Origin of the sequence: Mesorhizobium sp. M1163 (assembly GCF_040318415.1) — a bacterium.
Lineage (GTDB): Bacteria > Pseudomonadota > Alphaproteobacteria > Rhizobiales > Rhizobiaceae > Mesorhizobium.
Window position 1 is genome coordinate 42,149 of sequence record NZ_JAMYMF010000005.1, and the last position, 24,864, is coordinate 67,012.

At 62.7% G+C, this 24,864-nt stretch carries 25 protein-coding genes; 11 read left to right on the forward strand and 14 right to left on the reverse strand.

Annotation, left to right across the window (positions count from 1 at the left end):
* Positions 1-248 precede the first annotated feature (248 nt).
* Positions 249-1,523: an ATP-dependent Clp protease ATP-binding subunit ClpX gene (gene clpX / locus NKH43_RS06740; protein ID WP_006332719.1), complete on the reverse strand. Its 1,275-nt coding sequence runs from the start codon at positions 1,521-1,523 to the stop codon at positions 249-251.
* Between the two features lie 294 nt (positions 1,524-1,817).
* Entirely contained in the window at positions 1,818-2,447 is a 630-nt protein-coding gene (locus NKH43_RS06745; protein WP_023674655.1) for an ATP-dependent Clp protease proteolytic subunit, read from the reverse strand.
* Between the two features lie 347 nt (positions 2,448-2,794).
* On the opposite strand from NKH43_RS06745, the gene NKH43_RS06750 reads away from it, so the two are divergent.
* A complete protein-coding gene (locus NKH43_RS06750) occupies positions 2,795-3,385 on the forward strand; it encodes a hypothetical protein (protein ID WP_352481202.1) in 591 nt (196 codons plus the stop codon).
* Between the two features lie 4 nt (positions 3,386-3,389).
* Here the strand turns inward: NKH43_RS06750 and NKH43_RS06755 are convergent, their stop codons facing one another.
* Entirely contained in the window at positions 3,390-4,493 is a 1,104-nt protein-coding gene (locus tag NKH43_RS06755) for an NAD(P)/FAD-dependent oxidoreductase (RefSeq protein WP_352857145.1), read from the reverse strand.
* 195 nt (positions 4,494-4,688) lie between these two features.
* On the opposite strand from NKH43_RS06755, the gene NKH43_RS06760 reads away from it, so the two are divergent.
* Positions 4,689-5,936: a cytochrome P450 gene (locus tag NKH43_RS06760; RefSeq protein ID WP_352857147.1), complete on the forward strand. Its 1,248-nt coding sequence runs from the start codon at positions 4,689-4,691 to the stop codon at positions 5,934-5,936.
* Positions 5,937-5,969: 33 nt separating this feature from the next.
* Here the strand turns inward: NKH43_RS06760 and NKH43_RS06765 are convergent, their stop codons facing one another.
* The 6 genes from NKH43_RS06765 to NKH43_RS06790 form a co-directional block, all read right to left on the reverse strand.
* On the reverse strand, positions 5,970-6,320 hold the full coding sequence (locus tag NKH43_RS06765) for a cupin domain-containing protein (protein WP_352857149.1): 351 nt from the start codon (positions 6,318-6,320) through the stop codon (positions 5,970-5,972).
* A gap of 5 nt (positions 6,321-6,325) precedes the next feature.
* Positions 6,326-7,606 carry an O-acetylhomoserine aminocarboxypropyltransferase gene (locus tag NKH43_RS06770; protein ID WP_352857151.1) on the reverse strand — a complete coding sequence of 427 codons (1,281 nt, stop codon included), beginning with the start codon at positions 7,604-7,606 and terminating at the stop codon, positions 6,326-6,328.
* A gap of 129 nt (positions 7,607-7,735) precedes the next feature.
* Positions 7,736-8,257, reverse strand: coding sequence for a CoA-binding protein (locus NKH43_RS06775; protein ID WP_352857153.1), 522 nt, complete (start codon positions 8,255-8,257; stop codon positions 7,736-7,738).
* Positions 8,254-9,030, reverse strand: a complete 777-nt coding sequence (locus NKH43_RS06780; protein ID WP_352857305.1) for an AAA family ATPase — start codon at positions 9,028-9,030, stop codon at positions 8,254-8,256. The genes NKH43_RS06775 and NKH43_RS06780 overlap by 4 nt, the downstream gene beginning before the upstream one ends.
* Before the next feature lie 12 nt (positions 9,031-9,042).
* Positions 9,043-9,465 (reverse strand): VOC family protein, encoded by a 423-nt coding sequence (locus NKH43_RS06785; RefSeq protein WP_352857155.1) that lies wholly within the window; start codon positions 9,463-9,465, stop codon positions 9,043-9,045.
* Between the two features lie 9 nt (positions 9,466-9,474).
* Positions 9,475-10,296: an enoyl-CoA hydratase gene (locus NKH43_RS06790; protein ID WP_023717319.1), complete on the reverse strand. Its 822-nt coding sequence runs from the start codon at positions 10,294-10,296 to the stop codon at positions 9,475-9,477.
* Between the two features lie 149 nt (positions 10,297-10,445).
* On the opposite strand from NKH43_RS06790, the gene NKH43_RS06795 reads away from it, so the two are divergent.
* The 3 genes from NKH43_RS06795 to rpsI all read left to right on the forward strand — a co-directional run bounded on the left by NKH43_RS06795 (position 10,446) and on the right by rpsI (position 12,073).
* Complete coding sequence (locus NKH43_RS06795; RefSeq protein WP_352857157.1) at positions 10,446-10,910, forward strand: PaaI family thioesterase; 465 nt, start codon at positions 10,446-10,448, stop codon at positions 10,908-10,910.
* 214 nt (positions 10,911-11,124) lie between these two features.
* Positions 11,125-11,589 carry a 50S ribosomal protein L13 gene (rplM, locus tag NKH43_RS06800; protein WP_023717317.1) on the forward strand — a complete coding sequence of 155 codons (465 nt, stop codon included), beginning with the start codon at positions 11,125-11,127 and terminating at the stop codon, positions 11,587-11,589.
* Between the two features lies 1 nt (position 11,590).
* A complete protein-coding gene (gene rpsI / locus NKH43_RS06805) occupies positions 11,591-12,073 on the forward strand; it encodes a 30S ribosomal protein S9 (RefSeq protein ID WP_023717316.1) in 483 nt (160 codons plus the stop codon).
* A gap of 107 nt (positions 12,074-12,180) precedes the next feature.
* On the opposite strand, the gene NKH43_RS06810 is transcribed toward rpsI, so the two are convergent.
* Positions 12,181-13,074 carry a LysR family transcriptional regulator gene (locus tag NKH43_RS06810; RefSeq protein WP_352857159.1) on the reverse strand — a complete coding sequence of 298 codons (894 nt, stop codon included), beginning with the start codon at positions 13,072-13,074 and terminating at the stop codon, positions 12,181-12,183.
* Between the two features lie 94 nt (positions 13,075-13,168).
* On the opposite strand from NKH43_RS06810, the gene NKH43_RS06815 reads away from it, so the two are divergent.
* On the forward strand, positions 13,169-14,047 hold the full coding sequence (locus NKH43_RS06815; RefSeq protein ID WP_352857161.1) for an aldo/keto reductase family oxidoreductase: 879 nt from the start codon (positions 13,169-13,171) through the stop codon (positions 14,045-14,047).
* Positions 14,048-14,403: 356 nt separating this feature from the next.
* Here NKH43_RS06815 and NKH43_RS06820 read toward each other — a convergent pair whose 3' ends face one another.
* Complete coding sequence (locus NKH43_RS06820) at positions 14,404-15,462, reverse strand: glycerophosphodiester phosphodiesterase family protein (RefSeq protein ID WP_352857163.1); 1,059 nt, start codon at positions 15,460-15,462, stop codon at positions 14,404-14,406.
* Between the two features lie 305 nt (positions 15,463-15,767).
* Here NKH43_RS06820 and speB point away from each other — a divergent pair, with 305 nt between their 5' ends.
* Genes speB through NKH43_RS06835 form a run of 3 tightly spaced genes read left to right on the forward strand, consistent with a single transcriptional unit; the run spans position 15,768 to position 18,571 of the window.
* Positions 15,768-16,775 carry an agmatinase gene (speB, locus tag NKH43_RS06825; protein ID WP_352449331.1) on the forward strand — a complete coding sequence of 336 codons (1,008 nt, stop codon included), beginning with the start codon at positions 15,768-15,770 and terminating at the stop codon, positions 16,773-16,775.
* Positions 16,776-16,804: 29 nt separating this feature from the next.
* On the forward strand, positions 16,805-17,731 hold the full coding sequence (argC, locus tag NKH43_RS06830) for an N-acetyl-gamma-glutamyl-phosphate reductase (RefSeq protein WP_352575931.1): 927 nt from the start codon (positions 16,805-16,807) through the stop codon (positions 17,729-17,731).
* On the forward strand, positions 17,732-18,571 hold the full coding sequence (locus NKH43_RS06835; protein ID WP_352857165.1) for an aminoglycoside phosphotransferase family protein: 840 nt from the start codon (positions 17,732-17,734) through the stop codon (positions 18,569-18,571).
* Here NKH43_RS06835 and NKH43_RS06840 read toward each other — a convergent pair.
* Positions 18,561-19,655 (reverse strand): COX15/CtaA family protein, encoded by a 1,095-nt coding sequence (locus NKH43_RS06840; RefSeq protein ID WP_352857167.1) that lies wholly within the window; start codon positions 19,653-19,655, stop codon positions 18,561-18,563. The two genes, NKH43_RS06835 and NKH43_RS06840, sit on opposite strands and share 11 nt — an antisense overlap.
* Before the next feature lie 151 nt (positions 19,656-19,806).
* On the opposite strand from NKH43_RS06840, the gene NKH43_RS06845 reads away from it, so the two are divergent.
* Positions 19,807-20,034, forward strand: a complete 228-nt coding sequence (locus NKH43_RS06845; RefSeq protein WP_023717309.1) for a DUF2842 domain-containing protein — start codon at positions 19,807-19,809, stop codon at positions 20,032-20,034.
* Here the strand turns inward: NKH43_RS06845 and NKH43_RS06850 are convergent.
* Positions 20,031-21,089, reverse strand: coding sequence for a polysaccharide deacetylase family protein (locus NKH43_RS06850; protein WP_352857169.1), 1,059 nt, complete (start codon positions 21,087-21,089; stop codon positions 20,031-20,033). The two genes, NKH43_RS06845 and NKH43_RS06850, sit on opposite strands and share 4 nt — an antisense overlap.
* A gap of 89 nt (positions 21,090-21,178) precedes the next feature.
* Between NKH43_RS06850 and NKH43_RS06855 the strand changes: the two genes are divergently transcribed.
* Positions 21,179-22,408: a GNAT family N-acetyltransferase gene (locus tag NKH43_RS06855; RefSeq protein ID WP_352857171.1), complete on the forward strand. Its 1,230-nt coding sequence runs from the start codon at positions 21,179-21,181 to the stop codon at positions 22,406-22,408.
* Positions 22,409-22,429: 21 nt separating this feature from the next.
* On the opposite strand, the gene NKH43_RS06860 is transcribed toward NKH43_RS06855, so the two are convergent.
* Complete coding sequence (locus NKH43_RS06860; RefSeq protein ID WP_352857173.1) at positions 22,430-24,685, reverse strand: GumC family protein; 2,256 nt, start codon at positions 24,683-24,685, stop codon at positions 22,430-22,432.
* Positions 24,686-24,864: the final 179 nt, after the last annotated feature.

A 24,864-nucleotide genomic window follows, 5' to 3' on the forward strand; every position in this document is an offset into this window, starting at 1 on the left:
GCCAACCGCGAATCTCATATTAACGACCGGGGATCGTTCCGCCTACCACCGTTTGTGACGGGAGTTTTACAGCACAGAATTCGGCACCACGGCCTTCTGCCATTAGTTGGAGGCACAGGGGGTAAAGATCAAGGGTCAACACGGTCCGTCCCTCCAATCCGCGGCCATTACGCGGCGCCGTACGCAGTGTGCGACAGCAAAACGGCGCCCTGCGGCGCCGTTTCACAAAAATCCATTGCCGGCTCACGTCAGGCGCTGACGTTGCCCTTCTTTTCCTTCTGCTCGGAATAGATGTAGAGCGGCCTGGCGTTGCCTGACACCACCTCTTCCGAAATAACGACTTCGCGCACGCCTTCCAGCGCCGGCAGCTCGAACATGGTGTCGAGGAGGATCGCTTCCATGATCGAACGCAGGCCGCGCGCGCCGGTCTTGCGCTCGATGGCGCGCTTGGCGATCGCCGACAGCGCGTTCTCGTGGAAGGTCAGGTCAACATTCTCCATCTCGAACAGCCGCTGATACTGCTTGACCAGCGCGTTCTTCGGCTCGGTCAGGATCTGGATCAGTGCCGGCTCGTCGAGGTCCTCCAGCGTCGCCAGGACAGGCAGACGGCCGACGAACTCGGGAATGAGGCCGAACTTCAACAGATCCTCAGGCTCGACCAGGCGGAAAACATCGCCGGTGCGCCGATCCTCGGGCGAAGCGACGATGGCGCCGAAACCGATCGAGGTCTTCCTGCCACGATCCGAGATGATCTTGTCCAGGCCGGCGAAAGCGCCGCCGCAGATGAACAGGATGTTGGCGGTGTCGACCTGCAGGAATTCCTGCTGCGGATGCTTCCGGCCGCCCTGCGGCGGCACGGAGGCGACAGTGCCTTCCATGATCTTCAGCAGTGCCTGCTGCACGCCCTCGCCCGACACATCGCGGGTGATCGAGGGATTGTCCGACTTGCGCGAGATCTTGTCGATCTCGTCGATGTAGACAATGCCGCGCTGGGCGCGCTCGACATTGTAGTCGGCCGACTGCAACAGCTTCAGGATGATGTTCTCGACGTCCTCGCCGACATAGCCGGCCTCGGTCAGCGTCGTCGCGTCGGCCATGGTGAAGGGGACGTCGATGATGCGGGCCAGCGTCTGCGCCAGCAGCGTCTTGCCGCAGCCGGTAGGGCCGATCAGCAGGATGTTCGACTTCGCCAGCTCGACGTCGTTGTTCTTGCCGGCATGGGCGAGGCGCTTGTAGTGGTTGTGGACGGCCACCGACAGCACACGCTTGGCGTAGGGCTGGCCGATGACATAGTCGTCGAGAACCTTTAGGATTTCCTGCGGGGTCGGCACGCCCTCGCGCGACTTCACCATCGAGGTCTTGTTCTCCTCGCGGATGATGTCCATGCACAGTTCGACGCATTCGTCGCAGATGAACACCGTCGGCCCGGCGATCAGCTTGCGCACTTCGTGCTGGCTTTTGCCGCAAAACGAGCAATAAAGCGTGTTCTTGGAATCACCGCTGTTGTTGCCGACCTTGCTCATTTTCATGTCCTTTCATGGCCGCCCGCCGATGGTCTGGTTGAAAGGGCGCATATTCAATCTATCGCGGGAATCCGCCGCCGCCAGTGCCCCGGCTCCCGCAACGCATTCCGTACGAAACACAAATCGGAAAACGGGGCAATGATTCGAACAACCCCACGCAAAGCTAAGCCGTCGAAAATCAACATAGCCTTAACGTAGGCAATTGCACCCGTCGAGGGAACAGCCAATTGTGGCCGAAATGCCGCAAGCTGCGCCAAAAGCGTGTGATCCCCGCCACTCACTGCCACCGCGTGCCTATAAGGCAATACCTTCGACCGGCTCACGTGACGAAATGACCTTGTCGATGAGGCCGAAATCCCTGGCCTCGTCGGCAGTCATGAAATGGTCACGGTCGAGCGTTTTTTCAATCTCATCGTAGCTCTTGCCGGTGTGCTTGACGTAAACCTCGTTGAGGCGGCGCTTCAGCTTGATGATGTCCTGGGCATGGCGCTCGATATCGGAGGCCTGGCCCTGGAAGCCGCCGGACGGCTGGTGGACCATGATGCGGGCGTTCGGCGTCGCAAAGCGCATGTCCTTGTGGCCCGCCGTCAAGAGCAGCGATCCCATCGATGCGGCCTGGCCGATGCACAGCGTCGACACGGCAGGCTTGATGAACTGCATGGTGTCGTAGATCGCCATGCCGGAGGTGACGACGCCGCCGGGCGAGTTGATATAAAGGTTGATTTCCTTCTTCGGATTCTCCGCCTCGAGGAACAGCAGCTGCGCGCAGACCAGCGTCGCCATGCCGTCCTCGACCGGGCCGGTGATGAAAATGATGCGCTCCTTGAGGAGCCGCGAGAAAATGTCATAGGCCCGCTCGCCGCGATTGGTCTGTTCGACCACCATCGGAACGAGGTTCATGTAGGTTTCGACGGGGTTCTTCATGGACTATCCCTTTTTGAGGATGGGATTCCGGCGCCGGAGATTTGCAATCGGGCAGAATCGGTTCTGGATCGTTATTGTGTAAATAGGATGCCGGCTCACCCTAGCGCAAGGCCGCCTCTCCTAGCCATCCGGTTAAGTCGAATCAAGGTTTCCAAACCAAGTTTCGCCCGTCGCCGTGCCGGCAGCCCTCTCCTGCCGCCGGAAGGGACGCTCATGCTTGGCCGTTGTTTAGCAGTTTCTTAACCGCATCGCTTAACGAAAAGCGGTGAAACCGCTTTTTCCAGCCGCGGCTTGCCCTACAATCCAACGTTGAACCCGCTTCACGCAGTTCAAACAGGGGGAGTGCGATGATCAGGAAAACTGCTTCCTTGGCTCTTACCGGCATCGCCGTACTCGGCATGGCATCCGAAACGGCTGCCAGCGGACGCGCGGTTGAATGCTACGAGAAGGTCAACCGGCCGGCCGTCTACGACACGGTCTATGAGGACGTGCTCGTCAGTCCGGCCGGCCAGCAGGTGGAATACGAGGCGCCAATCTACGGGACGCGCGAGCGCGTAGTGCAGATCGCGCCGGCGCGCGTCAGCTACGAGATCGCGCCCGCCATCACCCGCACCATCTACCGGTCCGTGAGGGTCGACGACGGCGGCTATTCCTGGGAATGGCGCATCATCAATGGTCGCAAGGTCCTGTGCAAGGTCAGGCACAAGGCGCGCTATGAACGTGTGGCCGAGATCGTCGTGGTTGAGCCGGAACGCCGGCGGCGCGTTGTCCTCCCCGCCGAATACGAGAGCGTCGCCGAAGAGGTGCAGGTGCGGCCGGAGCAACGGCGCATCATCGACATTCCAGCGTCTTATCAGACAGTGGCGCGCCGCGTGGTGGTCAGGGAGGGCTCATCCAGCTGGCGGCGCGTGCATATTCCGAGGCATTGCCGATACTAGGCGCTCAGGCCGCCTCGGCCCTGAGCCATTTCTTCAGGCCGTCGACATCGCCATTGCCGACGCAGGCCGCAACCCTTCTGCCAACTGCCGCGCCGAACTTGTAGCCGTGGCCGGAGCAGGCCGAGACGACCAGGCATCTGCCCTTTTGGTGGGCCAGAAATTTCTGGTCGGCGGTGAAGGTGTAGGCGCAGGTGACCACCTCGGTGACCTTGTACTCCGCGATACGGGCAATCGGCGGCGAAAACAGATTGCGGATCGCCTCACCCTCGCCCGGTACCGGTTGACGGTTCCAGTCGGCATCGCTGGTCGGTACTCGGTGCAGGCCTGACCCGAACTTCATACCGGCGCCGCCGGAGGGCGGGATCACGTAGCCGTCGACGGAGCCACCGACGTCGAGGACGACCGGTGCTGCCTGCCAGACCGCTTTCAGGTCCACTGGCGGTTCGACATAGGCGAGCGCGGTGCGCCAGGTTTTCAGCTCGCCATCCAGCTCCGGGAACAGTTTTAGCACCCAGGCGCCGGCGGCGACGACGATCCGGTCGGCCTGCATCGTCTCGCCGCTCGCAAGCACGACATGTCCGGCGTCGGCGTCGATCTCGACCACCTTGCTGTTTTCGAAGACATTGGCGCCGTTCGCGCGCAGCCATCTGGCGAGGCCCGAGGCGATCTTGCGGCAGTGCAAGGCGCCACCGTCCGGTGAAAAATACGCATAGCGAAATGAACCTGGTTCCAGGAACGGCCAGCGTTCGACCGCGGCATCCGGCTCGAACAATTCGAACGGGTAGTTCCCGGCTTCCATGCCTTCGCGGTATTCCTCGGCCTCATCTCCCGGCTCGCGCGAAATACAGATGAAGCCGCGCGGATCGAGATGGCTTTCGCCGAGATCGGCCCACATTTCGTCCCAGGCTTCATAGGCGTTGGTGATCAGCCGGCCGTAGCCCGTCCTGGCCCGATAGGCGCGGCGAATGATGCGATGGTGGTCGCCGGAGGCGGCGAGCGGATTGGGGATCGGTCCCTGCTCGACGATCGAGACGAGGTGACCGGCCTTGACCAGCGACCACGCCGTGGAAAGCCCGGCAATGCCTGCACCGACCACGATCACATTCATGAAAACCGTCCTTCCACAACCGCTTTGATGGCTCACCTCACGGGAGGGCCAACATACGGTCTGGCACCAGACTGGCAAGCCTTGGAGCGCCGCGCGTCCTTCGACGCGCAAAGGACGCTCCAACACTTTGAATCTGCGCATGATCCTTTCCGAAAACCGATTCCGGTTTTCGGGGTCATGCGCTAATGGTCTGGCATGACCGAATTGAAGCCGCCCTATCTTGCCTTTGATCCAGCCACCCGCCGACTGTGGCTCGATCCGCACGAGCCGGCTTTTTTCCAGGACCCTTACGAAGCCTACGCCTTCCTGCACGGTGCATCGAACGCCTTCTTCTGGGAAGAATTTGGTTTCTGGTGCTTTGGCGGCTTCGACGACGTCAACCGTCTGCTGCGCGATCGCCGCTTCGGCCGGCAGAACCCGGCCGGCATTCCGGACAGCCGGGGCATCGGCCAGGATCGCACGCATCTCAGCGCCTTCGACGGCATCGAGGCCAATTCGATGCTGGAGCTGGAACCGCCCGTCCACACACGGCTCAGAACGCTGGTCAACCGCGCCTTGGTCTCGCGCCAGGTCGAGCGGCTCAGGCCGCGCGTCGAGGCGCTGGCCAACGAACTGATCGACCGTTTCGAACCAGGGGAAGTCGACCTGCTGCCGGCGTTCGCAGCTCCCTTGCCGATCACCATCATTGCCGAGATGCTCGGCGTACGGGTCGACATGGGTCCGCAGCTGCTCGACTGGTCGCATCGGATGGTCGCCATGTACATGCATGGCCGCACCCGCGAGACGGAGGACACGGCCAATCGCGCCGCGCGCGACTTTTCGAATTTTTTGCGCGGCTACGTCGCCGAGCGGCGAAAGAGGCCGGGCGAGGATCTTCTGTCGCTGCTGATTGCGGCACAGGAGGATGGCCAGAAACTGTCGGAGGACGAGCTGGTATCGTCGGCGATCCTGTTGCTCAATGCCGGCCATGAAGCAACCGTCCACCAGACCGGCAATGCGGTGCGCTCGATCCTTGCGCAAGGCGGCGACCCGCGCCGCTTCTTCGCCTCACCGGAAGCAACAGCCGCGACGGTCGAAGAGTGCCTGCGCTTCGACGCGCCGCTGCACATGTTCACGCGTTATGCCTATCAGGAGGTCGAGGCTGGGCCTGGGATCATCGTAGGCCCTGGCGAGAGGATCGGTCTGCTGCTCGGCATGGCCAATCGCGATCCCGTCGCCTTTACCGAGCCCCTCGCCTTCAGGCCGGACCGCGCCGACCAGAAAAACCTGTCGTTCGGCGCCGGCATTCATTTCTGCATCGGCGCGCCGCTCGCCCGGCTCGAATTGCAGGTGTCGCTGAAAACCTTGTTCGAACGCCTGCCGCAGCTGCATCTTGCCGAACAACCACGCTTTCGCGACAGCTATCATTTCCATGGGCTGGAAACGCTCGCCGTGGGCTTTTGAGGATTCGATCCGATAGGCTCAGCCGACAGGCGATCAAAGCTTGATCACATACTCCTTGCGAGTCGTTTCAAGCACTTCCCAGCTCCCCTTGAAGCCCGGCCTCAGCGCGAAACTATCGCCGGCTTTGACGGTGCGCGCCTTGCCGCCGTCTTCGGCGATCACCGAAACCCCTGACAGGATGTGGCAGAACTCCCACTCGTCATACTCGATGCGCCATTTGCCGGGCGTTGCTTCCCAGATGCCGGCATAGAGGCCGCCGTCCTGTTCCTCGACATTCCAGGTGCGGAATTTCGGATCGCCCGAAATCAGGCGATCCGGCGCCGGTGCGCCAAGTTCCGGTTCGACGGTGTCGACGCCGACGAAAAGAAATTTCGGTGCGGTCATGGCAATCAAACCTTGCCGAGCGCCTGTTCCAGATCGGCGACGATGTCGTTGACGTCCTCGATACCGACCGAAAGCCTGACCGTGTCCGGCCCTGCCCCGGCATTGATCTTCTGCTCGTCGGAAAGCTGGCGATGCGTGGTCGATGCCGGGTGGATGACCAGCGACTTGGTGTCGCCGACATTGGCCAGGTGCGAGAACAGCTCGAGCGCCTCGACGAACTTGATGCCCGCCGCGTAGCCGCCCTTCAGCCCGAAAGTGAACACCGCGCCGGCGCCCAGCGGCGAGTACTTCTTCTGCAACGCATTGTTCTTGTCGCTGGGCAGGCCGGGATAGGACACCCAGGCGACCTTGGGATGGTTGGAAAGCCATCCGGCGACCGCCGCCGCATTGTCGCAGTGGCGCTGCATCCTGAGCGGTAAGGTTTCCAGGCCGGTCAGGATCAGGAAAGCGTTGAACGGCGAAATCGCCGCGCCGATATCGCGCAGGCCGAGCACGCGCGCGGCGATGGCGAAGGCGAAATTGCCGAAGGTCTCATGCAGGACGAGGCCGCCATATTCGGGGCGCGGCTCCGACAGCATCGGATATTTGCCCGACTTCGACCAGTCGAACGTGCCGCCGTCGACAATGGCGCCGCCGATCGAATTGCCGTGACCGCCGATGAACTTGGTCAGCGAATGCACGACGATGTCGGCGCCATGCTCGATTGGCCGCAGCAGGTAGGGCGAGGCCAGCGTGTTGTCGACAATCAGCGGCAGGCCGTGCTTGCGGGCAATGTCGCCGATCTTCTCGATATCGACGAAGACGCCGCCCGGATTGGCCAGGCTTTCGATGAAGATCGCCTTGGTCCTGTCGTCGATCTGGCTCTCGAAGGTCGAGATGTCATTGGTGTCGGCCCAGCGCACCTGCCAACCGAAATTCTTGAAGGCGTGGCCGAACTGGTTGATCGAGCCGCCGTAAAGCTTTGTCGCTGAAACGAAATTGTCGCCGGGCTGCATCAGATTGTGGAAGACCAGCACCTGCGCGGCATGGCCGGAGGCGACCGCAAGGCCTGCCGTGCCGCCTTCGAGTGCCGCGATGCGCTCTTCCAGCACCGCCTGTGTCGGGTTCATGATGCGGGTGTAGATGTTGCCGAACGCCTTCAGCCCGAACAGCGAGGCGGCGTGGTCGGCATCGTCGAAGACAAAGGAGGTCGTCTGATAGATCGGCGTCGCTCGCGCCCCAGTCGCCGGATCCGGCTTGGCGCCGGCATGGACGGCGAGCGTGTTGAAACCGGGCGTGCGGGCCATCGAAAACCTCCCTCAATGGTGAATGGTGAATGGCAAAGTCGGCCAGCGCCGCCCTGATTGCAAGCGGCTCATATGCCGCCTTGCCGCCTTCCAGAAAAATCCTTCTATTCACCATTCACTATTCACGACCTACTTCTGGCGAACGCCGAAACTCTGGAAACCCGGCCGCATCAGCGGCTTCTTCGACGACAGCACGCCGGAATTGACGCCGGTCCAGCCGATCTCGCCCGACAGCTTGCCATATTCGATCTTGGGGCAACGGTTCATCACCACCTTGATGCCGGCGGCTTCGGCGCGTGTGGCCGCCTCGTCATGGCGTATGCCAAGCTGCATCCAGATGACCTTCGGCAGCGGATCGAGCCGCAGCACCTCGTCGACAATGCCCGGCACGGCAGCGGACGCGCGAAACACGTCGACCATGTCGACAGGTCCCGGAACGTCGGCGAGCCTGGCAAAGGTCATCCGGCCTAGGATCTCCTTGCCGGCCTGGCCGGGATTGATCGGGAACACCGAAAAGCCCTTGCCGAGCAGATATTTCAGCACGAAATAGCTCGGCCGCACGTCATTAGCCGACGCGCCGACCATGGCGATGGTCTTCACCGAATTGAGGATGCCGGCGATATAGGCGTTGTCGTAAGCGTCGTGGTTCATGCCTCGTCCTCATACAGCGCTTCGGCGAGAAAACCATCTGGATCGTTGCAAAAATTGCGCATCATGCGGAAATGATCGGTGTCGTGAAAATCGGTCGGGTCGAGCCCGGACCGGCTGATGCGGAACAGCCGCGCGCCGGGACAGGCCATTAGCAGCGGCGAATGCGTCGCCATGATCACTTGCGCCGTGCCGGACTGGTCCATCCGCCGCAGCATCTTGAGAAGTTCGATCTGGCGCGTCGGCGACAAGGCGCTTTCGGGCTCGTCGAGGATGTAAATGCCTTGCCGGCGGCAGCGCTCCTCGAACAATCTGATGAAACCCTCGCCATGCGACCAGGACAGGAAGTCGGGCGGCGCCTCATGTGCGTCGATGGCAGCCTGATCTAGATAGCGGGCAACCGAATAGAAGGATTCGGCGCGAAAGAACCAGCCGGCGGTGACCTTCGGCAGCCAGTGGCCGCGCAACGTCGCCGCCAGCGCTGCGCCGCTCTTGTCGACGGCGCGGGAGTGATCGACCGGCATGTAGCCCTTGCCGCCGCCGGCTTCATCGTAGCCTGCCAGCGCGCCGATCGCTTCGAGCAGCGTCGATTTACCGGTGCCGTTCTCGCCGACGATGATGGTGATCGGCGTGGTGAATTCGAGCTCGAATTCATGGCGGTGAAAGATCGGCAGGTTCCAGGGATATTTTTCCCAATCGACGACCCGGCTGGGCTCGATCAGGATACGCTTCAGATAGGGCGCCTTCAGCCGCGTCAGTTGCTTGCGATGAGCCAGAGGGGAACCTCGTCAGGCCGGCAGCGAAATCGATCCGTCTTCCGCGATCGGAAAAGCCGGATTGTGCGCCACTTCCCAGACATGCCCGTCCGCATCGGCGAAATAGCCGTACCAGCCACCCCAGAAGGCCCGTTGCGCCGGCTTGACGATACGGCCGCCGGCCTTCTTGGCCAGCGCCAACACTGCATCGACCTCGGCGTCGGAGCGGGTGTTGTAGGCGAGGTAGATGGCCGACGGCGCGTTGCCGAAGGTCACGCCTGAATCCTCCTCGGCGCTTGGGCGCGGAAACAGGGCAAGGATGGCGCCACCCATCTGGAAGAAAGCAACGCCCTCGGTGATCCCGGCATGGCGGATCAGGCCCATCGCCTCATAAAAGCGCGTGGCGCGGTCGAGATCGTCGGTGGCGATGGTGATGATGGAGATGCGCGGTTCCATATCCGCCTCCTATTCCTCCGGCCATTCCGGCTTGCGTTTGCCAATGAAGGCGCCAATGCCCTCTTCCGCATCGCGCGCCAGCATGTTCTCGACCATGACGCGCCCGGTGTAATCATAGGCCTCGGCCAGCCCCATTTCCGCTTGCTCATAAAAGGCTTCCTTGCCGATCTTGACGACCAAGGACGATTTGGACGCAATGGTTTGCGCGTATTTGGTGACAATCTGATTCAGATATTCGCGCGGCACGACGCGGTTGACCAAGCCGAATTCCTTAGCGGTTGCCGCTTCGATCGTTTCGCCGGTCAAAAGCATCTCCATGGCATGCTTGCGCGAGACATTGCGCGACAGCGCCACCATCGGCGTCGAGCAGAACAGTCCAATATTGACGCCCGGCGTGCAGAAGGTCGCCTCGTGCGAAGCGATGGCAAGATCGCAGCTGGCGACCAGCTGCAATCCGGCCGCCGTCGCCAGGCCGTCGACTTCGGCGATCACCGGCTTGGGATGGCGAACGATCGCCTGCATCAGTGAAGCGCAGGCGGAAAACGTCTTTTCGAAGAAGGCCCTGCCGTGATCGGCATCGGCGCGGTGCGTGCTTAACTCCTTGAGGTCGTGCCCGGCGCAGAACACTTTGCCGGCCGCCCCAAGGACGATGACGCGGACGGACTTGTCGGCCTTGGCGCGGTCGAGTTCCGCCATCAGCGCCGCCATCACTGAAAGCGAAAGAGCATTGGCCGGCGGATTGGCGAGCGTCAGGCGCAGCACGCCCTTATCCAGCCGGGCGGCGACCGGCCCTTCAGCAACGGCAGGCTTGATGGCGACGATTTCGGCCATGGGTCATTCCTCCGCGATTCCGGATCGGTGATGGTCTAATCTAGTATGCGGGTCTCGCTTCGTCCAACACCCGCTTCTGCCATAATGAATGGCTGTTGCCAGAAACGGCACGCTACGCTCATACAGGCAGGCGCAAACGAGAGACCGACATGCCTGCTCAAAGCAATCTCAAGCCGGTGCTGACGGCTGTTGACGTCAACGCGCTTGTGGCGACTGTTTTCCCGCAGCTCAACGACCAGTTCACCTTCTACGAGGCGTTGGAGGTGTTTCCAGGCGGCTGTGTCGTGCGGCTCAATGCCGACGAGCGCCATTTGCGTCCCGGCGGCACCGTGTCGGGTTCGGCGCTGTTCACGCTGGCCGACATAGGCGGTTATGTCTGCGTGCTCTCGCATGCCGGACCGGATGCACTTTCGGTCACCACCAGTCTCAACATCAATTTTGTCCGCAAGGCCGAGGCCGGGCCGATCGACGGCCATTGCCGCATCCTCAAGCTCGGCAAGAGCCTGATGGTGTTCGATATCGACATCGTCGCCGGCCCGGAGGGACACACGGTAGCGCACGCAACGGGCACCTATTCGATCCCGCCAAAGCGGATTGGAGATGTGGTAAAATAATACCTTGTGCTCAAATCATTGTTTTTGCTTGATTTTACCCCAGAGATGGCTTTTCACGCGCCTTGACGTAGTCGCCGCTCTCTCCTATAAGCCCTCACGGAACAGCGGCCCGCAAAGGCCGCCGTTTTGTTATTGGCGGCGGGCAAGTGCCTTTCGCCAATCCAAGCAACAAGAAACGCCTTCTTTTGAAGGTCCGAACCGAAAGCAACAATCCATGACAACCTTTTCGCAGAAGCCTGCGGATGTGGTGAAGAAGTGGGTGCTGATCGACGCCGAGGGTCTCGTCGTCGGCCGTCTCGCCACTGTCATCGCCAATCATCTTCGCGGCAAGCACAAGCCCACTTTCACCCCGCATGTCGACGACGGCGACAACGTCATCGTCATCAATGCCGACAAGGTGGTGTTCACCGGCAAGAAGTTCACCGACAAGGTCTATTACTGGCACACCGGTCACCCCGGTGGCGTCAAGGAACGCACCGCGCGCCAGCTGCTCGAGGGCCGCTTTCCCGAGCGTGTCGTTGAGAAGGCCGTCGAACGCATGATCCCGCGCGGCCCGCTCGGCCGTCGCCAGATGAAGAACCTCCGCGTCTATGCAGGCACGGAACATCCGCATGTCGCCCAGCAGCCCGTCGTCCTCGACGTGGCCAAGCTGAACGCCAAGAACAAGAAGGTTTCGTAAGATGGCTGAGCTTTCCTCGCTCGCAGAACTCGGAACTGCCACCGGCAACACCAACACCCAGCCGGCTGCACCCGTCCATGTCCAGAAGCTCGACAAATCGGGCCGCGCCTATGCCACCGGCAAGCGCAAGAACGCCATCGCGCGCGTCTGGGTGAAGCCCGGCTCCGGCAAGATCGTCGTCAACGACAAGGTGTTCGCCGAATATTTCGCGCGCCCGGTGCTGCAGATGATCCTCAACCAGCCGATCATCGCCGCCAACCGTGCCGGCCAGTACGACATCGTTGCCACCGTCATCGGCGGCGGCCTTTCCGGCCAGGCCGGTGCGGTGCGCCACGGCATCTCCAAGGCGCTGACCTATTACGAGCCGGCGCTGCGCGCCGTGCTCAAGAAGGGCGGCTTCCTGACCCGTGACAGCCGCGTCGTCGAGCGCAAGAAGTACGGCAAGGCGAAGGCCCGCCGGAGCTTCCAGTTCTCCAAGCGCTAAGCGCTGCGCAATTGCACGCTATCGAAAGGCCGCCTCCGGGCGGCCTTTTTCACAAAAAGGGCACCAATCACCCCATCGGGCGCGGCTCGCACGCATGATGGCAGACTTCAGGCCTTGATGAAGTCAATGAACGCCCGCAGCGGCGCCGGCACGAGGCGCCGGCCGGGATAGTAAAGGAACGGGCCGGAGAAGCTCTGCCACCAGGGTTCAAGCAGCGGTTCGAGCGCCCCGCTCTCGAAGTGAGGGCGTAGCCAATCCTCGAACAGGCTGATGATGCCGGTGCCGGCGATGGCTGCATCGACTTTGAGGTCAGTCGCCCCACCCAGGGTCACGACAAGCGGCCCCGTCGGGTCGACCCGCACCACCTCGCCGTCGCGCTCGAATTCCCACGGCGGCACCGCACGGCTGGCAAAGCGGCCGCGCAGGCAGGCGTGGCCGAGCAGGTCGCTCGGGTGTTGCGGCCGGCCATGACGATCCAGGTAGGCCGGGCTGGCGGCGGTGGCGAAGCGCTGCACGCGCGGTCCGATCGGCACAGCGATCATGTCCTGCTCCAGCCGCTCCTCATAGCGAATGCCGGCGTCGCACCCCGCCGCCAGCACATCGACGAAGCTCTCCTCCGAGATCACCTCCAACCGGATGCCTGGATAGGCGGCGAGAAAAGGCGGAACGATGCTGGGCAGTACCAGCCGCGCCGCGCTGACCGGCACATTGAGGCGCAACGTACCTGCCGGCCTGTCGCGAAAGCCGTTCACTACGTCGAGGGCCGACTCCACCTCGGTCAAGGCAGGACCGAGCCGCGCCAGCAGGCCTTCGCCGGCTTCCGTCAGGACAACGCTGCGGGTCGTCCGGTTGAGCAGCCTGACACCGAGCTGCATCTCCAGGCGCCGCACCGCCTCGCTCAAGCCGGACGCACTGCCGCCGCTGGCGCGTGCCGCATCCCGAAAACCTTTGGCGCGCGCTACGGCCACGAAGGCGTTCAGGTCCCCGAGATCAATCTGCATTGTTCGTCATTCCGCACAGCCCGTGCGAATTGTACCCAATTATCATGAGATCGGACAGCGTCTATCTGTGCACCGTTCCTGAAGGAGAAAGACCATGTCCAGCGTCGACCAGTCCGGCACATTCATCCTCGGCGACCGCCCAGTGAGACGGCTCGGCTACGGTGCCATGCAGCTCGCAGGGCCCGGCGTCTTCGGCCCACCAAAGGACCACGACGCGGCATTGGCCGTACTGCGCGAAGCCGTTGCACAAGGCGTCAACCACATCGACACCAGCGACTTCTATGGCCCGCACGTGACCAACCTGTTGATCCGCGAAGCGCTCGCACCCTATCCCGACGACCTCGTTATGGTCACCAAGATCGGTGCCCGACGCGGCACGGATGGCTCATGGCTGCCGGCCTTCTCGGCAGAAGAGCTGACACAGGCGGTGCACGACAATCTGCACAATCTCGGACTCGACGTGCTGGAGGTGGTCAACCTTCGGGTCATGTTCGACGCGCATGGCCCCGCCGAAGGGTCGATCGAGGCGCCGCTTGCGACGCTTGCCGAGCTCCAGCGACAGGGCCTCGTGCGCCACATCGGGCTGAGCAACATCACCGCTGCACAGATCGCCGAAGGCCGCAGGATGTGCAGGATCGTCTGCGTGCAGAACCAGTACAATTTGGCGCATCGGGGCGATGATGCCTTGATCGACGATCTGGCCCGCGACGGCACCGCCTATGTGCCGTTCTTCCCGCTTGGCGGCTTCAACCCGTTGCAGTCGTCGACCTTGTCCAAGGTCGCCGCACGCCTCGGCGCCACGCCCATGCAGGTCGCGCTCGCCTGGCTGCTTCGCCGCGCGCCCAACATTCTTCTGATTCCCGGCACGTCTTCCGTCGCGCATCTCAGGGAGAACCTCTCCGCTGCCGACCTCGAACTGTCGGACGATGTCATCAAGGAGCTGGATGGTGTGACAATGGCGGCCTGCGGGTAGATTACCGAAGGCTGTGATGAGCCAATCTCCCCCAAGTGGGTTCCCTTGCGGGGGAGATTGCCGGCAGGACAGCGAAGGCGCGCGACCTAGCAGGCGGGACAGCCGAGACGCTGAAGGATCGTCGCATTTTTCTGCCACTACGCCACATTTTGTTCTTGCTTTGTGCCGGCAGCTATGCTACTAATCTGGGTATGGTGCTAATTGGCTCCAACGACCCGCCCACAGAGGCGGGTTTTTCTGTTTCTGGGTTCCTTCGAAAGTTTGGCGCTGCCGGCCTGGGGTCGGCGGGACAGCGCCCTTCTGCCCTGCCGGGCATCGTCCCCACAAGAGGGAGATCCAATTCTCGCCGCGCCGGTCTAGTTGATGCTGGCCGTGTTGGCCGGCTCGGCCGGGCGCTTCTCACCGGCATAGGGCACGCGAAAACCGTTCGCCGCCAGCCAACTGATGGCGGCCTTCGGTTCGTCGGTCTGGATGATGGTGGCGCCGCGCTCGACCCAGAAGCCATAAGTCTCGCGCGGCAGGCTGGCCGCAACCGCCAGCTCGTCGCCGCGACCGCCGGCGAGGAAGCCGCCCGGCTTGTTGACGATGGCATAGGTGTCGGCCCAGATGTGCCAGTCGCCCCTTACCGCCAGCGCACGCATGCGCGGGCTGAACAGCGGGCCGCCGGTCTCGGTCAGTGTCTCTGATCCCGTGCGCCAGTTGATCATCTCGACCGCGCGCATCGGGAAGGCCCGGCTCACTTTCTCGGCAAACATGGCGTCGCGAACCGCGTCATCGGCGATAATCGGCATGAACTGGAAGCCGCTGCCGATCGCGTCCATGGCGGCCTTGACACTGGCAATCCGCTCCGCATTCCACAGGTTCTCCTTGACGATCACCTGGTCGGCCATGCCGAGGTCGCGCGCAACCGCGACCATGCCGACGAGGCTTACGGTATCGAGCTTGTTGTCGAGATTGATGAGGATCCTGTCCCTGGTCGTCATCAACATCTCGCGCAATGTCGAGACCGTCTCGCCCGTAACGGCGCCGGTGCCTTCGATCACCAACCGGCACGTCTTGAGTTCGGCCATCGTGTGGTTGACCACCTCACCCTTGCAATTCGTCGTGCGGTCGAGCCAACTGTCATGCATGACGACGAACTGTCCGTCCTTCGAGCGCCTGATATCGAGCTCGACGATTTCGGCGCCCATTGCGATCGACGCCTCGACGGCGGCGATCGAATTTTCGGGATAGAGCGTCTTGCCGGATTGCATGCCGCCGGCGCGGTGAGCGGCCACTATCACATGGTCGCGCCATTGGTTGGCGTGCTCGAAGCGGTCGAGAATCTGCCTGGCGCGCGTTTCGCCTGCCGATGCCTGGCCAAGGGAGAGCGCCAGCGCCGCGGAAAGCAGAAGGCTCAGCCAAATCGTTCGCATGAGACAAGTCGTTCGCACGAGAATCGCTCCGTACCGGGATCGCACCCCGGTTAAGCGATGCCCGTGACAGGCAGGTGAACGAAGCCGGCTTGCAAAATGCCGGAAAATCAGGTCAGCGCCGGCCGAAGCAGTCTTCGGCGGCTACTTTCGGTTGCTTGCCAGGCAATCTCCTGGCGAGCCATGCCGGGTTCGCCTGGCGAGCAAGGATTTGTGACCGGATCGAATGGCCATGATCCTCCGCAGGGGTCGCAATTCTGAGAATTATGTCCAATAAGGTTGCGCTTCGACGCACAGGAGACCGCTTCATGCCGCCAAGGACCATCGATCATGCCTTCACCACCCGCTCCAGGACGGGTGCGTCGTTCGAGCCGACCTATGCCGGCGCCCTGTCGTTCATGCGGCGCAAATATTCGAAGGACGTGAAGGACGCCGATGCGGTGGTGTGGGGCATTCCCTTCGACGCTGCGGTCACCAATCGGCCGGGCGCCCGTTTCGGACCGCAGGCAATCCGCCGCGCCTCGGCCATCCTCGACAACGATCCGCAATATCCGTTTTCGCGCGATCTGTTCGAACAGCTTGCCGTGGTCGATTATGGCGACTGCCTGCTCGACAGCGGCAATCACCAGAAGACGCCTGCCACGATCGAACGCGAAGCGGCGAAGATCCTGAAATCCGGCGCCTTTCTGCTGTCACTCGGTGGCGATCACTTCGTCACCTGGCCGCTGCTCAAGGCGCATGCCGCCATCCATGGCCCGCTGGCTCTGGTGCAGTTCGACGCACACCAGGACACCTGGCCCGACGACGGCAAGCGCATCGATCACGGCTCCTTCGTCGGCCGTGCAGTCAAGGAGGGCATCATCGACCCCGACCGGTCGATCCAGATCGGCATCCGCACCCATGCGCCCGACACGTTCGGTATCAAGATCCTGTATGGCCATGAAGTGGAGGAAATGCGTGCGTCCGACATCGCGTATGCCATCGTCGACCGTACGGGCGGCAAGAAGACCTACGTCACTTTCGACATCGATTGCCTGGACCCGGCTTTTGCGCCCGGCACCGGAACGCCGGTCGCGGGAGGCCCGTCTTCGGCAAAGATCCTGTCGGTGCTGCGCCAGATCAACCAGCTCGATATCGTCGGCGCCGACGTCGTCGAGGTTGCGCCAGCCTATGATCACGCCGATATAACGGCAATTGCCGGGTCGATGGTGGCCATGCACTATCTTGGACTGTTGGCGGAACGAAAGGCCCGACTCGAAGAAATGAACCAGGGCAATCACGGCGTTGCCGGATTGAATCAGGCAAGCGGCATATAGCTTTGAGATAACAGGAATTTTGGCAAGCAATGAAACCGAAAATCTTCATCGACGGCGAGCACGGCACCACCGGTCTGCAGATAAGGGCGCTGCTTGCCGAGCGTGGCGACCTGGAAATCATCTCCATCCCAACCGAGCGCCGCAAGGAAACAGCAGCGCGCGCCGAGTTCCTCAATGCCGCCGATGTCGCGATCCTCTGTCTGCCGGACGCAGCCGCCAAGGAAAGCGTTTCGCTGATCGCCAATGACACCACCAAGGTGATCGACGCCTCGACGGCACATCGCGTCGCCGATGGGTGGGAATATGGTTTCGCCGAAATGGACAAGGACCAGGCGAAAAAGATCGCTTCGGCGAAGCGCGTCGCCAATCCGGGCTGCTGGCCGCAAGGACCAATCGCGACGCTGCGGCCGCTGGTTGCGGCGGGGCTGCTGCCGGCCGATTTTCCGGTCACCGTCAACGGCATTTCCGGCTATTCCGGCGGCGGCCGGCCAATGATCGAGGATTATGTCGCCAAGGGCGAGGATGCGCCGGAATTCCTGCCCTACGGATTGACGCTGCAGCACAAGCACGTGCCGGAGCTCAGGACCTATGCCAGGCTTTCGCACGATCCGATCATGCAGCCGGCAGTCGGCAATTTCGCGCAAGGCATGATCACGGTAGTGCCGCTGCAACTCGGCGGTCTCGACCATGTACCGACCGGCGCTGAGCTTCACGCGGCGATCGCCGACCATTTCGCTTCCATCGATGGCGGCGTGGTCGAGGTGGCGCCGTATCTGCATCAGGAACGCATGCCTGACATCGATCCGGAGATCTACAACGGCACCAACCGGATGAAGCTCTATGTCTTTGCCAATGACGACAGGGCGCAGGCGCTGCTGCTTGCCGTCTACGACAATCTCGGCAAGGGTGCCTCGGGTGCAGCCGTGCAGAACATGGATCTGATGCTCGGCCTCTGAATGGATGCGCCGGCATTTCCGAAGCGCTGGAAGGTCGGCGCGCCCGAACTCATCGCCGAAACGTTCAGCAGCCGCATCTGGAAGGTTGCTCGCGAGGACGACTCACCGGCAATCGTCAAGGATCTAAAGCCTTTCGACGATGTCGAGGACGAGTTGCGTGGCGAGCATTTCCTCGCCTGGCGACGCGGCGAAGGCGCGGTGCGGCTGCTCGGCCGCGACGGCCACCGCATGCTGCTCGAATACGCCGGCGACAGGATGCTGTCACACCATCTTGCCGAACAAGGCGACAATGCCGCCACCGCGATCGCGGCCGAGGTAATGGCAAGACTGGTCTCGCCGTCGAAGCACCCTGCCCCGCCGGATCTCCAGCCGTTGCGGACCCGGTTCTCCAGCCTGTTCAAAAAGGCCAAGGCCGATCGCGCCGCCGGCGAAAAGAGCCGGTATGTCGAAGCAGCCGAAATCGCGGAACGGCTGCTGTCCAATCCGCATGACGTGCGGCCGCTGCATGGCGACCTGCACCACGACAACGTCATGCACGGTCCGCGCGGCTGGCTGGCGATCGACCCGAAGGGCGTTCTCGGCGACCCCGGCTTCGACGCGGCCAACATGTTCTACAACCCACTCGACCGAGACGATCTTTGCCTCGATACGCGGCGGATCCGCCATATGGCGCAAGTCTTTGCCGCAACGCTCGGCCAGTCGCCGCCCGCGATACTGGACCACGCCATCGCCTATGGCTGCCTGTCGGCTGCATGGCATCATGAAGATCGCAATGCGGTCGACGAGGACCGCGAGCTGGCGATCGCCATGGCGATCCGGACGGTGCGGCTCAGCCTCTGAGAGCAATCTCGTGGGGCAGCGGATAAGCGCCCTTGGTGCCGCGCCAGTGCGCGGCGGCAAAACCCAGCAGGAACAGCGCGAATGCCTGATGCGTCAGGGCCATGTGCAGCGGCACATGCATCAATAGGGTGCCGATGCCGATCGACGCCTGCACCACGACAATCAGGAACAGCAGCGTCGCGCGTCGGGCATGCGTCGTGCCCGGCAGACGCCGGCGTGTCGCAATCATGTGCCAGAGCGCGACCGCGAAGATCGTGTAGGCGCCGACCCGGTGGATGAACTGCACCGTCTTCGGGTTTTCGAAGAAATTGCGCCATGCCGGCTCGAGCAGCAGCAGGTCGCCGGGGACCAGTTTGCCGTCCATCAGCGGCCAGGTGTTGTAGCTCAAGCCGGCATCGAGCCCTGCGACCAGCCCGCCGAGATAGATCTGGACCAGCGCCAGCAGCACCAGAAAGGCGGCCAGACGTTGCGTCGATCGGTCGGCGGCCGGTTCGGAGTGTGGGGCCAGTCCGCGCGCGACCACCATGGTCGCCGTGAAGATCAGCGCCGCCAGCGTCAGATGCGTCGCCAGCCGGTATTGGCTGACCGAAACCCGGTCGGCCAACCCGGACGCCACCATCCACCAGCCTATCGCGCCCTGCAGGGCGCCGAGAAGGAGGATGCCCGACAATTTCGTGCCGAGGCCGCGCTCGATGCGGCGCGTCGCCCAGAAGAACAGCAACGGCAGGGCGAAGACCACGCCGACACTACGCGCCAGGATGCGGTGCACCCACTCCCACCAGAAGATCGACTTGAACGCCTCGATGCTCATGCCCTTGTTGAGTTCGGCATATTGCGGGATCTGCTGGTAGCGCAGGAACTCCTCCTGCCACTCGGCATCATTGAGTGGCGGGATGACGCCGTGAATCGGCTGCCATTGGGTGATCGACAGGCCCGAATCGGTGAGCCTCGTAGCGCCGCCGACCACCACCAGCGCAAACAGCACGAGGAGCACGACATAGAGCCAACCACGTACCAGCGCGCGGTTGCGAAGGTCGCGATCGCGGGCTGCGAAAGGCACGGCATCGGATATGGCAGCAGCCATGGCTTTGTCCCGGCAGTTGAAGTCGCGGATTGGTGAACCATCGCAACCCAGCTTGCAAGACCGGACAGCGCGGCACGCCGTCGCGCCGTTTCTGGCGGGTTGCGCGTATTGGCTGTTCGGCTTAAGCGATAGCGATCAACGAGATCGCGTTATGCCCATTCGCCTGAAAAAGCTGATCGGAAGCTTCCTGCTGGTACTGCTGGTCGTCGTCTATGCGATGGTCGCCTCGATCGTGGCAGTCGCCCAATTGTCACAGTCCGGGCCGCTGGCGCACTTCATCTTCTTCCTGCTGAGCGGGCTTTTGTGGGTGCTGCCGGCGATGGGCATCATCAAATGGCTGATCCTGGAGCCGCGGCCGAAGGGCCGAGGCAACAGTTAGATCGTCACCACCGTCTTGCCGGCATTGGCCAGCGGCGTCGTCACGCCCGACAACATTGTTCGGATGTGGGCGACGCTCTGATAGCGGCCATTGACCGAAATGCGCGGCAGGGCATGCAGGAACCCGGCATGCTCGGCGCGGAGTATGCCGTGGCGGGTCGTCACGGCCGAGGCATAGCCGGCATCGCGGACAAGGCCCACTTCGCGACGGCCGACGGCGCTGGCATAACCGTAGGGATAGGCGAAATGGCGCGGCTCCTCGCCGAGTTTGGCCTGCAATATGCGCTTGACGTCGCCGATCTCATGCCGCGCGTCGCTCTCGGAAAGCCGCTTCAGATTGCAATGATTGACGCTATGCGCTCCGATCGTCACCAGCGGGTGCGCGGCCATGGTGCGGAGCTCGTCCCAGTTCATCAGCGTGTTCGGGCGCGAACCGCCCAACTCGATGCCGTTCGAACGCGCCAGATCGCGCAACACCGCACGCTGGTCGTGCTCGCGCACCTTCAGCGTCAGATGAGCGTGCAGGCGCGCATTGGCCTGGACCTTTTTTCCCGGGTTCGAGCAATCGATCGTCACCGGGCCGTCCGGCGTCGTCAGCGTCAGGCGATCGCGCGCATTGACGATGTCCTCGACCACGTCCCACCACAAATCGGCAGCGCCGTCGATCAGTCCCGGCGCGACGTAGATGGTAATCGGCGCGCCGTGCTTCTCCAGCACCGGCAGCGCCTCGGTCATGTTGTCTCGATAGGCGTCGTCGGCGGTGATCGTCGCGAACTGGCCGTCCTTGTCGCCAGCCTTGATGCGCTCGATCGCCTCGTCCAGAGTAACGAACCTGTAGCCGTTCGCCCTCATGTCGGCGATCACGATGTCGAGGAACCCAGGCGCGATGTTCAAGTGACGGTTGACGCCGTTCGGCTTTTCCGGCGTCGCGGTGACCCGATGCAGCATCAGGATGGCGCCAAGGCCGCCGATGAACGGCTTGGCCAGCGGCGCAAGACCGGAATAGCGGGCGAGATTGAGCGCCAGTTTGCGGATTGCCTCGCCCCCGTCGATCATTCATTCACCTTTTGCGCCTAAGCTCATCAAGCATGGAATGCGCCTGCGCGGACCCCCAATCGCGACGAATACGCCCTAAGGATTGAGGTATGGTTGACGCCACCGCGTCATTTGACGGCAATCGGCTGGCAAGCAGCGAGGCGTCGCCGTGTGCCTTGCCGGCCGGCAAAGCCGGCCTGTCGACCTCGGTTGCCGATAGTGCGGCGCTGGCGGCGTACGCCGAATTCTGCCGTTCGGCGCTTTTTGCCCCGGCGCAGAGCGCAGGCTGGATCCTGAACTGGGCCGCACATACCGGCGCCGACGTTGTCGTTGCGACGCTGCGCGCCGACGACAGGCCGGTTTTCTCGTTGGCGCTGGAGGTCACCCACAGCGGGGCATTCCGCATCGCCCGCTTTATGGGCGGCCGCCATGCCAACGGCAATTTTGCCGCCTCCGACCCGCAATGGCTGGCGAATGCCGATATCGCGGCGATCCGCTCTATGCTGGCCGCGATTGCCAAGGCGCGGCGCGACATCGATCTTGTCGCGCTAGAGCGGTTGCTGCCTGATCTCGACGGCGTTGCCAACCCGCTCTCCGCCTTGCCGCATTTTTCGAGCCCCAATCTGTCGCTGGCCGCCGGTCTTGTCGGAGGGTTTGATGCACTGCTCACCCGGGTGAACGGCAAGCGCAGGCGCAAGAAGCATCGCTCGCAGGCGCGCAAGTTCGAGGCCGTCGGCAGCTATCGTCGCATCGAGGCGAGGACTGCGGACGAGGTGAACAGGCTGCTCGACGCCTTTTTCGAGATGAAGGAATTCCGCTTCCGCAAGATGGGCATCGTCAATGTTTTCGGTGAGGCGGAGGTACGCGCTTTTTTCCGCTCGCTGTTTGCCGAAGCGCTTCAAGAGGAAAACCCGTGCTTCGTGCTGCATGGGCTGGAAGTCGCCGGCAAGCTTCGTGCGGTCACCGGGTCGAGCCGCTCGGGCAAGCGGCTGATCTGCGAATTCGGGGCGATCGCCGAGGACGACCTCGCACACACCAGCCCCGGCGACTTCCTGTTCTTCGAGAACATCCAGGAAGCCTGCGAGACGGGTTTTGAAATCTATGATTTCTCAGTCGGCGACGAACCCTATAAGCGATTGTGGTGCGATGTCGAAACGCAGCATTTCGAGGTGCTGGTTCCGCTGACGCTGAAGGGCCGCGCGCTGGCGCTTGCGCTCAGGCACGGCGCAAGCCTGAAAGCATTCATCAAGCACAGCCCAATGGTCTGGAAGCTGACCAAGCTGCTGCGCCGCAAGGCCGTGGGGCAGACAGCACCGGCCGCAGGCGAAGACGACAGCTGATTTCGATTTGAGAAAACTGCCTCAGGCCGCCGAGCGCCGTCCCGGCATTGGCCCCGGCGCCACATGGCCGATTGGCGTGACCAGCGTCAGGTCGGGATAGCCGCTCTCGATGAGCGCGACTGCGGCTTGCGTCACCTCGTCGTCCGGCTCCAGCATGGAGAGCAGCACCTCGGTGCCCTCGCCCACCAGGCGACTGATGCCTTGGGCGTCCGCTGGCCCGCATTCGACAACGACCAGGTCATAGGCGGTGGTCAGCGACTGCATGATGATCGGCAGCCGGTCGGCGGCGCGCATGGCACGGACCGGATCGGCTGTGCCGACCGGAATCACGTGGCAGTCCGAATAGAGATCGGGGTGGATCACGTCGCTGAACTGCGCTTGCGAGGCGAGCAGATCGGTGATGCCTGGAAACAGCCCGCTGTCCAGCATCGGCCGCGAGGCAGCACCCGAAGCGGTGAGATCAAGCAGCAGCACGCGTAGCCCGGCGTCGGAGACTGCGCGCGCCACCAGCACCGCCGAGGCAGCCGCCTCGTCGCCTTCCGGCGACACGAATATGGCGCGGGCGGCACCGGTGGCGATGAGTTTTTCCGCGGCCTTGTCGATGTCGACCTCACCGAGGGTAGAACGTGCCGGTTCAATGTCTGCAGCAGCCATCTCAGAGTACTCCGGTTCGATTTTCTCGGCAGCCGCTTCCGCCACCGCGACGGGTTCCGGCTCCAGTTTGGTTTCAGTGACACTGTTGTCGGACTCACCGAACTGGTCGATCTCGGCGACTGCCGGTTCGGGCCGGGCAACCGGCGGGCCGGGCTCGGCCACTACGCGTTCGGCCTGGACAGCCGGCATCGCAACCTGCTCGATGCGTTCGAAATGGGCACCGGCGGCCGGACGCATGGCGCGGCCGGAAAACAGTTCCTGCAGCAACGTGACGATCGCCATGAGGAGCAACGAGCCGACAAAGGCCGCACCGACAATCGGACCAATCTTGGGGAAATAGGGTTCGGTCGGCGCCCGGGCCTCCGAAAATAGGCGAGCGTCGACAGGCAGGTAGTTACGATCCTTGCGTGCGGCCGCCTGGAGATAGCTGGACGAGTAGAGATCGAGTTGCTGGCGCTTGGTCGCGGCATCGCGCTGCAGGGCATCGAGTTCCACCTGCTCTTCGCCGGCGCGGGCGGACGCCGCCTTCAGGGTGTTGACGTCGGCCACGAGTTGAGCCTCTCGTGCCTTCGCCGTCTCGGCCTGCGCCATCAGACCCTTCATGATCTTTTCCGCTTCGTTGCGGATCTGGCGGTCGAGATCGGCGAGCTGCGACTTCAGCGCACGGATGCGCGGATGATTGTCGAGCAAGGTGGTGGAAAGGTCGGCGATGTTGTTCTTGAGTTCGACTTGCCGCTCGCGCAGGCGCTGGATCAGGTCGGAAGACAACACCTCTGGAACGGCATCCAGCGAGCCGCCATTGCGCAACGCCCTGCGCACACTGTCGGCGGTCGCTTCCGCCGAAGCGCGGTTGGCGCGCACCCGTGATAGTTCGCTCGACAATTCGGACAGCTGCTGGGTGGAAAGCACCGAATTGTTGCCGCCCATCAAAAGATCGGACTGGGCACGGAATGCGGCAACCTTGGCTTCCGCCTCCTTCACTCGATTCTGCAGATCCGCGATTTCCGGCGCCAGAAAGTCGGTGGCGGCGGAATTCGATTCGAGCCTGGCGTTGCCCTTGGAGGCGATATAGGCGTTTGCAATGGCGTTCGGGATTGCGGCGGCAAGCTGTGGATCCTCTGACGAGAACTCGATTGCGATCGCGCGGGTTTTTTCAACGCCATAGACGTTGAGCTTGTCATGCATTGCGTCCAGCACGCGCTCTTCCAGCGGAATCTCGAAGGGATCGCTTTTCAAGCCAACGAGGACAAGGGTGCGGCTCAGCGCCGACATCTTCAGCGCCTCGTCGAATTCGGGCAATTTCGCGAGGTTGAGCTTCGCCGCCACCTGTTTGAGGATGTCAGGGGACGAAATGATCTGGACCTCGGTGGCCACAGCCTCTTCGTCGGGAATCGACCGCTCGTTGCCGTTGCCACCGGCTGGCCGCGTGAACTCCGATTCTCGAGGCCCGATCTCCAGCTTGGCTGCCGCCTTGTATTCGGGCGTTGCAAGCCAGGCGAGCGCAAAGGCCAGGCCGGTTACAACCAGTGCAACGACAAGGATGCGCAGCCAGTTTCGCGCAAGGCTGGCGAAAAGCTGCCTGAGATCGACGTCGACATCTGCGGCCGCGGATTGAACGGACATGCATCCCTGCTCCGGTACTGAGTCAGCATGCACCGTAAACAACTATGGTAACTCAGCCGTTAATAACGCGGTAAGCACCTGTTAGGCTCTACTAACAAGCCGCAAACAAGAGGCTGAAAACCATCTGCATTTGTCGATCGGGCCCGCATCGGCCGCGCGCCTTTACCGGCCATTAACCC

Excerpts from the sequence above, each read along its gene's own strand:
- clpX (WP_006332719.1), bottom strand. The coding sequence starts at position 1,523 with ATGAGCAAGGTCGGCAACAACAGCGGTGATTCCAAGAACACGCTTTAT.
- NKH43_RS06745 (WP_023674655.1), bottom strand. The coding sequence starts at position 2,447 with ATGAAGAACCCCGTCGAAACCTACATGAACCTCGTTCCGATGGTGGTC.
- NKH43_RS06750 (WP_352481202.1), top strand. The coding sequence starts at position 2,795 with ATGATCAGGAAAACTGCTTCCTTGGCTCTTACCGGCATCGCCGTACTC.
- NKH43_RS06755 (WP_352857145.1), bottom strand. The coding sequence starts at position 4,493 with ATGAATGTGATCGTGGTCGGTGCAGGCATTGCCGGGCTTTCCACGGCG.
- NKH43_RS06760 (WP_352857147.1), top strand. The coding sequence starts at position 4,689 with ATGACCGAATTGAAGCCGCCCTATCTTGCCTTTGATCCAGCCACCCGC.
- NKH43_RS06765 (WP_352857149.1), bottom strand. The coding sequence starts at position 6,320 with ATGACCGCACCGAAATTTCTTTTCGTCGGCGTCGACACCGTCGAACCG.
- NKH43_RS06770 (WP_352857151.1), bottom strand. The coding sequence starts at position 7,606 with ATGGCCCGCACGCCCGGTTTCAACACGCTCGCCGTCCATGCCGGCGCC.
- NKH43_RS06775 (WP_352857153.1), bottom strand. The coding sequence starts at position 8,257 with ATGAACCACGACGCTTACGACAACGCCTATATCGCCGGCATCCTCAAT.
- NKH43_RS06785 (WP_352857155.1), bottom strand. The coding sequence starts at position 9,465 with ATGGAACCGCGCATCTCCATCATCACCATCGCCACCGACGATCTCGAC.
- NKH43_RS06790 (WP_023717319.1), bottom strand. The coding sequence starts at position 10,296 with ATGGCCGAAATCGTCGCCATCAAGCCTGCCGTTGCTGAAGGGCCGGTC.
- NKH43_RS06795 (WP_352857157.1), top strand. The coding sequence starts at position 10,446 with ATGCCTGCTCAAAGCAATCTCAAGCCGGTGCTGACGGCTGTTGACGTC.
- rplM (WP_023717317.1), top strand. The coding sequence starts at position 11,125 with ATGACAACCTTTTCGCAGAAGCCTGCGGATGTGGTGAAGAAGTGGGTG.
- rpsI (WP_023717316.1), top strand. The coding sequence starts at position 11,591 with ATGGCTGAGCTTTCCTCGCTCGCAGAACTCGGAACTGCCACCGGCAAC.
- NKH43_RS06810 (WP_352857159.1), bottom strand. The coding sequence starts at position 13,074 with ATGCAGATTGATCTCGGGGACCTGAACGCCTTCGTGGCCGTAGCGCGC.
- NKH43_RS06815 (WP_352857161.1), top strand. The coding sequence starts at position 13,169 with ATGTCCAGCGTCGACCAGTCCGGCACATTCATCCTCGGCGACCGCCCA.
- NKH43_RS06820 (WP_352857163.1), bottom strand. The coding sequence starts at position 15,462 with ATGCGAACGATTTGGCTGAGCCTTCTGCTTTCCGCGGCGCTGGCGCTC.
- speB (WP_352449331.1), top strand. The coding sequence starts at position 15,768 with ATGCCGCCAAGGACCATCGATCATGCCTTCACCACCCGCTCCAGGACG.
- argC (WP_352575931.1), top strand. The coding sequence starts at position 16,805 with ATGAAACCGAAAATCTTCATCGACGGCGAGCACGGCACCACCGGTCTG.
- NKH43_RS06835 (WP_352857165.1), top strand. The coding sequence starts at position 17,732 with ATGGATGCGCCGGCATTTCCGAAGCGCTGGAAGGTCGGCGCGCCCGAA.
- NKH43_RS06840 (WP_352857167.1), bottom strand. The coding sequence starts at position 19,655 with ATGGCTGCTGCCATATCCGATGCCGTGCCTTTCGCAGCCCGCGATCGC.
- NKH43_RS06845 (WP_023717309.1), top strand. The coding sequence starts at position 19,807 with ATGCCCATTCGCCTGAAAAAGCTGATCGGAAGCTTCCTGCTGGTACTG.
- NKH43_RS06850 (WP_352857169.1), bottom strand. The coding sequence starts at position 21,089 with ATGATCGACGGGGGCGAGGCAATCCGCAAACTGGCGCTCAATCTCGCC.
- NKH43_RS06855 (WP_352857171.1), top strand. The coding sequence starts at position 21,179 with ATGGTTGACGCCACCGCGTCATTTGACGGCAATCGGCTGGCAAGCAGC.
- NKH43_RS06860 (WP_352857173.1), bottom strand. The coding sequence starts at position 24,685 with ATGTCCGTTCAATCCGCGGCCGCAGATGTCGACGTCGATCTCAGGCAG.